Genomic DNA, 7,876 nt, shown 5'->3' on the forward strand with positions numbered 1-7,876 from the left:
TTAATATTCGCACTGCTCTATGCGGTTTTCTTAATTTTTATCAGCAATCCGGAACGCAGCAAAATCGGGCGCACCGCATTATACAAAAATGCTACTAAAATAGTCGATACTACAGCGTTGACAAAGGTAGTGGCAGTACTCCATTTCGCCAGCACTTCCGCCATCTGCTGCGGCTGACCCAAAATGTACTGCTTGTAAAAGTATCCCACAACCGGATCTGCCACAACATTAAATCCAAGTCCTGCTGCAGATGCAATCACACTCCATTTCAACACATACTTCTTATCGCTGCTCTCATTAATTCTTGCGACTTTGTGTGCAACCAAACCTACTATTAGTCCAATGCAAAGCTTCAAGATAAATGTCTTCGGTGCTCCGGTAATATAAATCGGATCCATAATGTCCGCTATCGTCATCCCGATTGCACCGGCCAGACCGCCGTACCAGCCTCCCAGAAGCAATGCTCCAAGCACGCAAAAAGCATTACCGATGTGAAGAGATGTTGCATCTCCTTCCGGCATTGGGATCTTAATCTGTAAAAACGTAAACGTTACGTAGCAAAGCGCTGCCAGCAGAGCTGTCTGGGCCAATTTCATCACTGTTTGATTTCTCCGTTCCATAATAACTGTATCCTTTCTCCTACTTTACTTTCACTTATATTAACTCTAAAGTGGATTTATAGAAATATCCAGTTATACTCAAATCGACCAGTCCAGCTTACAGCCAGAATACAAGAAGTTCTGTACTTTCCAGTATATGAGCCTTATCGTCGCTGCAAATTATATTCACTGACATTATTCCTTTTAGGCCGCCGTCCTGCCCCTTGTGAATATGGCAGGCTGACAGCGGAATCATCAGTTTTCCACCTTGTCTCTCGGCCATTTCAAGAATACCCCGATTCTCGTATTTTAAAGACATTGGGATTACTTCCACCGCTTCTCCCCGTATAGGGCCGTCCAATGTCTTTTCACCGATATACAGTTCCAGGTATTCGTTTTCTCCCTCCTGCACAACATAAGCAGTCTCCTCAAATCCCTTATTTGACATGGAGACAGGGGCATTTTTGTTTCTATCCAACCGGTAGAATATATACTGGACCCTGTGCCTTGTGTGCTGTCGAACAACGTTTTTTATATCACTCACCGGGCTTATCTTCTTATCCGGCAGACCCGGCAGCTGCTGCTCGTAATTTTGAAGAATGGCTTCCAGAACATACCGCTCTGTATTTTCAATCATAGATCTGACTGCTTCTTTCATATCTGACTTTGGCACTCCAATATTCTTCAGATATCGTTCCAGTCTTCCCAGAAGTTTTTTGTACCCGCCCAGCCACTTATGTCCATATTCCGTGAATCTATAACCTTCTGCTAAGTATCCCTTTTCCACGGCAATCTTAAGATATTTATTAACTGCCACTTGTGTGACCCCACATTTTTGTGCAATCATGGTCTGGAACCCATGTACATTTCCAAGCCTCTCTAATTCTATCATATATTGCAGCTGTAATACGGAGGGCCGGCTCTTTCTTTTCAAGTTATCTCCCTGTACCATTTTCTTTTTCTCCCTCCTGCTGCCAAAGGTGAATATTCAATTCCCTGTGGTCTGTCGTAATCGGTGATATTCCATTTTCCGTAAATGCAATTATTGCCTTTCCTTCTGTAACCGGCACCGCAGCACTGACAGTATAAGTAAAAATGTCCGTAGGAAGCCTAAAACAATCTTCTGTTCGAACAGCCAAAATCCACTCTTCATTTTTTTTATACCATAAGCATCCTGCATCGTTTCCCTGCTTTAAGTACAGAAAAAAAGAACTTTCCCCTGCTTTTACCTTTAATGCTGCCACCGTCTGAAATTTCTCAAATTCTTCTGCCAGAAATCGGGGGTTTCTTTTTTCCGGCTCATAGATGGCCATAAGGATATCATAGGTGCCTTCTTCATACGTGGCAGACAAGTCCATATGACCGAAGTTTCTGTCGTAGATATCACCATACTTCAGGAAGTTGCTGATTCCATCCATCCCTTTCCCGCTGATTACATGTTCCATGCGGCAGGCATCCTGTTCCGCTTCCTCCTGCTCCATGCCGCTGACCATCTGAAGAAACTGCATTAATTTTTGATGTCTGACTGTACACTCCAATCCCTGGCTTTTTCCGAAATCCGTCAAAAAAAGTTCGCCGTTTGCCATCGGTTCCTCCAGGTATCCATGCTTTAACATTCGCTTTGCAAGACTGTTCAGCTCTCTTTTGCAAGTTTTCATTTCTACTGTAAAGTCGACCAGCAAAAGTGATTTTCCCTCTCTCCATCTTAAATACATGCGTTCTAGAAAATCCTCTTCCTTTTCTTCCATGTTCATGGGAACCTTCATGCCAATCTTTCCCATGGTGCCCTCCTCTTCATACTCTCTTTTCATGAACTCATTATCCTTTGCAATATTATGTACCAGTATGCCGGGCCAGTTATCCTGTCCTATGTGATTTTTAAAATATTTTTTATTCTATAACCCCTTTATATATCACATTCTTACTGTTTTACTTTATTATATATTAATTGATTCTGTTTGTACAGATGCTAGTGGACTGTCCTGCAGACATTTTGCAAAATAGTACAGAACGTTCCTACGATAGTACACATATTTTTTATTTAACAAACCTCCGGTACTTGCAATTCCTAGTAAAATGGTGTAGTATTTTACCGTAAGGATGTTAGACAATACTAATCGATAAAATTTTAATGTAATTCAGCCATTTGGAAGGAGGCATTTTATATGGGCAGTACATTGCTTGAAATTCAGGATTTGGGGGTTTCGGTGGAAGGCCATGCAATTCTTGAAGGTGTTAATCTAAAAATAGATAAAGGTGAAATTCATGTTTTAATGGGGCCTAACGGAACAGGAAAGTCCACATTGGTATCTTCTATTATGGGAGATCCAAGATATGAAGTTACAAAGGGGAAGATTCTGTTTAACGGTAAGAACATTACTGATGAAAAGACTGATGAGAGAGCCAGAAAGGGAATTTTCCTCTCATTTCAAGCTCCGGAAGAGATTCCCGGAATAACTCTGGAAAATTTTTTGAGGACAGCTAAAGGAGTCGTAGAAGGACGCCCTCCCAAAGTTCTGGCTTTCCGCAAAGAACTAAAGACACAGATGGAAGCACTGGATATGGATCCTTCTTATGCTAAACGTTATCTAAACGTGGGATTCTCCGGCGGTGAGAAAAAAAAAGCTGAGATTCTGCAGCTCCTGATGCTTCAGCCCCAGCTTGCTCTGCTGGACGAAACAGACTCCGGACTGGATGTAGACGCCGTGAGAACTGTTTCCAAAGGAATCAGCACCTACCATAACCAGAAAAACGCAGTTTTGATTATTACTCACAGCGCCAAGATTTTAGAAGGGCTAAATATCGACTATGTCCATATTTTGGAAGGAGGACATATCATAAAGTCAGGCGGCAGAGAATTGGCCTCTGAAATCATTGAGAGTGGATTTGGCCGTATGGAAGAAGGGACTGATTAATATGAAGGCTTTCGAATCAGAAAAAACCAATATAGAAGAGATCGACAGAAGTATATATGATATAAAAGACGAAGTACATCCTTCCTTCGAAGTACAATCCGGCCTCACGGAAGAGATTGTGAATCAGATTTCAGATGAGAAAAATGATCCCCCATGGATGCGTACTTTCCGTATGAAGTCACTGCACCTTTACAACAGCATCCCCGCTCCTAACTGGGGACCGTCCCTGGACGACCTTCATATGGAAAACATTGTAACCTATGTCCGTCCGGATACTAGCATGCGGGGAAAATGGTCGGAAGTGCCTGACGATATAAAAAATACCTTTGAAAGACTGGGAATACCTCAGGCAGAGCGCAAATCTCTTGCAGGCGTTGGCGCCCAGTATGACTCTGAGGTAGTTTATCACAATATATCTGCCATAGCCGCCTCACAGGGTGTGGTTTACACTGATATGGAAAGCGCTCTGACAGGTCCTTATGAGGAAATGGTCCGGAAGCATTTTATGAAGCTGGTACCTCCTTCAGACCACAAGTTCGCTGCTCTTCACGGGGCTGTATGGTCCGGAGGCTCTTTTGTATATGTGCCCCCCGGTGTATCAGTTGAAATCCCTCTTCAGTCCTACTTCAGACTGAATGCTCCGGGTGCAGGTCAGTTTGAGCACACTCTTATTATAGTGGACAAAGGTGCATACCTGCATTTCATTGAGGGCTGTTCAGCACCCAAGTACAGCGTAAATAATCTACACGCAGGCTGTGTGGAGCTGTTTGTAGGGGAAGGTGCAAGGCTTAGATATTCCACCATTGAAAACTGGTCTAAAAATATGTACAACTTAAATACAAAACGTGCCAGGGTGGAAAAAGACGGTACAATTGAGTGGGTGTCCGGTTCCTTCGGTTCTCACATCTCATACCTCTATCCTATGAGCATTTTGCAGGGGGACAGAAGCCGTATGGAATTCACAGGGATTACTTTTGCAGGCGGCGGACAGAATCTGGATACAGGAGCAAAAGTAGTACATGCAGCATCAAACACAACCTCTCACATATCCACAAAATCTATATCAAGAGATGGAGGCATCTCCACCTTCAGAAGTTCAGTGAAGGTAAACCCCGATGCTGTTGGAAGCAAGTCCTCCGTATCCTGTGAATCTTTGATGCTGGATGACCGGTCCAGATCTGATACCATACCCGCCATGGATATTCAATGTGACGAGGCAGATGTCGGACATGAAGCCAAGATCGGCCGCATCAGCGAACAGGCAATATTCTATCTGATGAGCCGCGGAATCTCGGAAGAAGATGCCAGAGCATTAATCGTGGGCGGCTTTGCTGAACCTGTGGCAAAAGAACTTCCGTTGGAGTATGCAGTGGAAATGAACAACTTAATTCACTTGGAAATGAACGGCAGTATAGGCTAAAAGGAGGTGTGCCAATATGCAAGATAAACTCAATGTTTTGCCCGCTCTCACCTGGAACCATCTTGGCGTTAACTGGGCAGGAAAAGAATTTGCACTACCCGAAGCTCCAAAAGAGATACCTTCCGATGAAAGATTTTCGGTATCTCTTTTGCCCTCCGGTGTAGAAAGAATAGAAAACTTCCCAAAAAGAAACAATGAAATGGAAAGTGGCATAGGAAAATCCTATGATACTTATATAGAAGAAAATTCCAATGTTTCCTGCTTTTTGAAAGCAAAGAAAGCATCAGAACAGACCATTAGATTTAAAGCTTCTGTCTCCGGTTCTAATACGGCAATTATTGGAAATTATGGTATTTACGCAGAAGAAGGAAGCAGTATCACTCTCCTCCAGGAAGCAGATTCCAAGGAAGACAGTTCGGGATTTACTGCAGAACTTACCAGAATATATGCGGAAAAGGGAGCCCTCGTCAGACTGATTCAGGTACAGGACTTAAACCGTTCCTGCAGCAGCTGGAACGGTGTGGCTATCCGTGCAAAAGAGGGTGCCAAAGTGGAAGTAATCCGTGCCGTTATGGGCGGAAAGAAGGCTGCTTTAGGATCAAAAGCTGTTCTGGAAGGCAAGGAAAGCAATTATCTTTTAAATACAATTTACTTTGGGGATCAGACTCAAGTCTTCGATTTCAACGACACATCGGAGCATATAGGTAAGAGTACCCGGTGTGACATGTACACAGCCGGAGTTCTTGCCGGGGAAAGCAGTAAAATTCTTCGGGGAACCATTGATTTCAAGAAAGGGGCTGCTTATTCAACAGGCCATGAAAGCGAAGACGTTTTAGTGCTTGGTAAGAAAGTAAGAAACCGCACAGTACCCCTGATACTCTGCGGGGAAGAACAAGTAGAAGGGCAGCATGCAGCCACAATAGGTCGTCTTGACGAAACCCAGATTTACTACCTGTGTTCAAGAGGGCTGACACCGCTCCAGGCAAGGCTCCTTCTCATAAAAGGCAGGTTTGCACCTGTGCTGGATCTGATTCCGGATGAAAATTTGAGAGAAGGGTTATCCTTACAAATTGAAAGGAGACTGAAAAGTAATGAACCAGAATAAAATACTTCAGGATTTCCCGGCATTACTTGTGCCAGAAAACGGAAAACGGCTGGTATATTTAGACAATGCGGCCACAACACAACACCCCCGCCAGGTGCTTGACGCCACCCTTTCCTATTATGAGAAAGACAACGCAAATCCCTACAGGGGTGTTTACGAACTGGGTGCCAGGGCTACAGAGGCACATGAAAATGCCAGAAAGTCTGTTGCAGAATTTCTCCACGCAGAACCGGAAGAAATTGTTTTCACCCAGAATACAACAGAATCCCTCAATCTGGTGGCTTACAGCTACGGCTTGGAGTTTATAAAGGCAGGAGATGAAATTGCCCTGTCCGTTGCAGAACACCACAGCAACCTTGTCCCCTGGCAAAGAGTTGCAAAGGCAAAAGGCGCAGTGCTTACATTTCTCTACCCCGATGAGTCCGGTCATCTGACCGATGAAGAGATACAAAAGAAAATAGGGCCCAAGACCCGTCTTGTCGCCATCGCCGAGGTTTCTAACGTACTGGGACTCAGAGCTCCCGTTGAAAAGGTTGTAGCGCAGGCAAGAAAAGCCGGGGCTGTTGTAGTATTAGACTGTGCACAAAGCGTTCCTCACAAGCCCGTCGACGTGAAGAAACTGGATGTGGACTTTGCTGCATTCTCAAGCCATAAACTTTACGGCCCCATGGGTGTCGGTGTTTTGTACGGCAAAAAGGAACTGCTGGAAAAAATGCCGCCGTTTCTAAGTGGCGGTGACATGATTCAGAGCGTTCATGAGCAGAGTGTCACTTACGGCGAAATTCCCCGGAAGTTCGAAGCCGGAACCAGAAACGTAGGCGGAGAAGTGGGACTAAAAGCCGCCATACAATATATCAATTCCATCGGTTATGATAAAATTGTGGCACATGAACATGATCTGATGGAATATGCAATCGGTAAATTGAAGGAAATCCCCTATGTAACTATTTATGGAGAATCCTCCGCCAAGTCCCGTCACGGCTTGATTTCTTTTAATGTAAATGAAGTGCATCCCCACGACACTGCTTCTATTTTGGATGCAGAAGGTGTGGCTGTCCGTGCAGGCCATCACTGTGCACAACCTTTGATGGATTATTTGAAAATCACAGCCTGCTGCCGGGCAAGTTTTGCAATTTATAATACAAAAGAAGATGTGGATATGCTGCTTTCCGGAATCCAAAATGTAAGGAGGTATATGGGCCTTGGAGATTAAAGATTTATATAACCAGATTATTGTAGAAAACAGCCGGGCCAAATGGAACCGCCATCCTGTGGAAGATAAAACCATCAGCCTGGAAGGCGTCAACCCAAGCTGCGGAGACGATATCGTTCTGGAGCTGCGGGTCAAGGACGGAACCATAGAAGATGCAGGTTTTGTGGGGGATGGCTGCGCTATCTCCCAGGCTTCCGCCTCTATCATGATAGACCTAATCAAAGGAAAACCTGTAGAAGAAGCCCAAAAGCTGATGAAGCTATTCTTCGGAATGATCAAAGGCGAAGTTACAGATGAAGAACAAATTGAAGAACTGGAAGATGCCGCCGCCCTGCAGGGTGTATCACACATGCCCGCCAGAGTAAAGTGCGCCGTACTGGCCTGGCATACGTTAGAAGAAGCACTAGATGAAAACTAGTGCTTCTTCTAACACTATGTAAAAAATAATAGAAGGGGGAAAAGGTTTTTTATCATTTACATAGCCCCAATATGAAAACGGTACTGTAAAGTTTTACAGCCCTATTTTTATTTAAAACCTTTTATTTTCAAGGGTTATATCCACTTTTACAAATAAAATAGCAATGACCCCCCTATTTCGTGTATAATGTAATCACCACAAAAACA

The 7,876-nt window shown here is 44.0% G+C and carries 8 protein-coding genes; 5 read left to right on the forward strand and 3 right to left on the reverse strand.

All coding sequences use genetic code 11. The features are described from left to right. Positions 1 to 17: 17 nt before the first annotated feature. The 3 genes from BN3456_RS02805 to BN3456_RS02815 form a co-directional block, all read right to left on the reverse strand. Positions 18 to 620 (reverse strand): ECF transporter S component, encoded by a 603-nt coding sequence (locus BN3456_RS02805; RefSeq protein WP_089982643.1) that lies wholly within the window; start codon positions 618 to 620, stop codon positions 18 to 20. 97 nt (positions 621 to 717) lie between these two features. Continuing rightward, complete coding sequence (locus BN3456_RS02810; RefSeq protein WP_089982644.1) at positions 718 to 1,551, reverse strand: hypothetical protein; 834 nt, start codon at positions 1,549 to 1,551, stop codon at positions 718 to 720. Further along, a complete protein-coding gene (locus tag BN3456_RS02815; RefSeq protein WP_089982645.1) occupies positions 1,535 to 2,410 on the reverse strand; it encodes a metal-dependent transcriptional regulator in 876 nt (291 codons plus the stop codon). The genes BN3456_RS02810 and BN3456_RS02815 overlap by 17 nt, the downstream gene beginning before the upstream one ends. 354 nt (positions 2,411 to 2,764) lie before the next feature. Here BN3456_RS02815 and sufC point away from each other — a divergent pair, with 354 nt between their 5' ends. The 5 genes from sufC to sufU are packed head-to-tail and all read left to right on the forward strand — an operon-like array spanning position 2,765 to position 7,670. Then, entirely contained in the window at positions 2,765 to 3,514 is a 750-nt protein-coding gene (gene sufC, locus BN3456_RS02820; RefSeq protein ID WP_089982646.1) for a Fe-S cluster assembly ATPase SufC, read from the forward strand. A gap of 1 nt (position 3,515) precedes the next feature. After that, positions 3,516 to 4,934, forward strand: coding sequence for a Fe-S cluster assembly protein SufB (gene sufB, locus BN3456_RS02825; protein ID WP_089982647.1), 1,419 nt, complete (start codon positions 3,516 to 3,518; stop codon positions 4,932 to 4,934). Between the two features lie 16 nt (positions 4,935 to 4,950). Further along, on the forward strand, positions 4,951 to 6,039 hold the full coding sequence (locus BN3456_RS02830; RefSeq protein ID WP_089982648.1) for a SufB/SufD family protein: 1,089 nt from the start codon (positions 4,951 to 4,953) through the stop codon (positions 6,037 to 6,039). Continuing rightward, a complete protein-coding gene (locus BN3456_RS02835) occupies positions 6,026 to 7,252 on the forward strand; it encodes a cysteine desulfurase (RefSeq protein WP_089982649.1) in 1,227 nt (408 codons plus the stop codon). Before BN3456_RS02830 ends, BN3456_RS02835 begins: the two co-directional genes overlap by 14 nt. Then, entirely contained in the window at positions 7,242 to 7,670 is a 429-nt protein-coding gene (gene sufU / locus BN3456_RS02840) for a Fe-S cluster assembly sulfur transfer protein SufU (RefSeq protein ID WP_089982650.1), read from the forward strand. The genes BN3456_RS02835 and sufU overlap by 11 nt, the downstream gene beginning before the upstream one ends. The last annotated feature ends 206 nt before the right edge of the window (positions 7,671 to 7,876 follow it).

It is taken from the genome of Clostridium sp. C105KSO13 (assembly GCF_001517425.1).
Classification (GTDB): Bacteria; Bacillota; Clostridia; order Lachnospirales; family Lachnospiraceae; genus Muricomes.

Coding starts and splice junctions, on each gene's coding strand:
- BN3456_RS02805 (WP_089982643.1), bottom strand. CDS start 620: ATGGAACGGAGAAATCAAACAGTGATGAAATTGGCCCAGACAGCTCTG.
- BN3456_RS02810 (WP_089982644.1), bottom strand. CDS start 1,551: ATGGTACAGGGAGATAACTTGAAAAGAAAGAGCCGGCCCTCCGTATTA.
- BN3456_RS02815 (WP_089982645.1), bottom strand. CDS start 2,410: ATGAAAAGAGAGTATGAAGAGGAGGGCACCATGGGAAAGATTGGCATG.
- sufC (WP_089982646.1), top strand. CDS start 2,765: ATGGGCAGTACATTGCTTGAAATTCAGGATTTGGGGGTTTCGGTGGAA.
- sufB (WP_089982647.1), top strand. CDS start 3,516: ATGAAGGCTTTCGAATCAGAAAAAACCAATATAGAAGAGATCGACAGA.
- BN3456_RS02830 (WP_089982648.1), top strand. CDS start 4,951: ATGCAAGATAAACTCAATGTTTTGCCCGCTCTCACCTGGAACCATCTT.
- BN3456_RS02835 (WP_089982649.1), top strand. CDS start 6,026: ATGAACCAGAATAAAATACTTCAGGATTTCCCGGCATTACTTGTGCCA.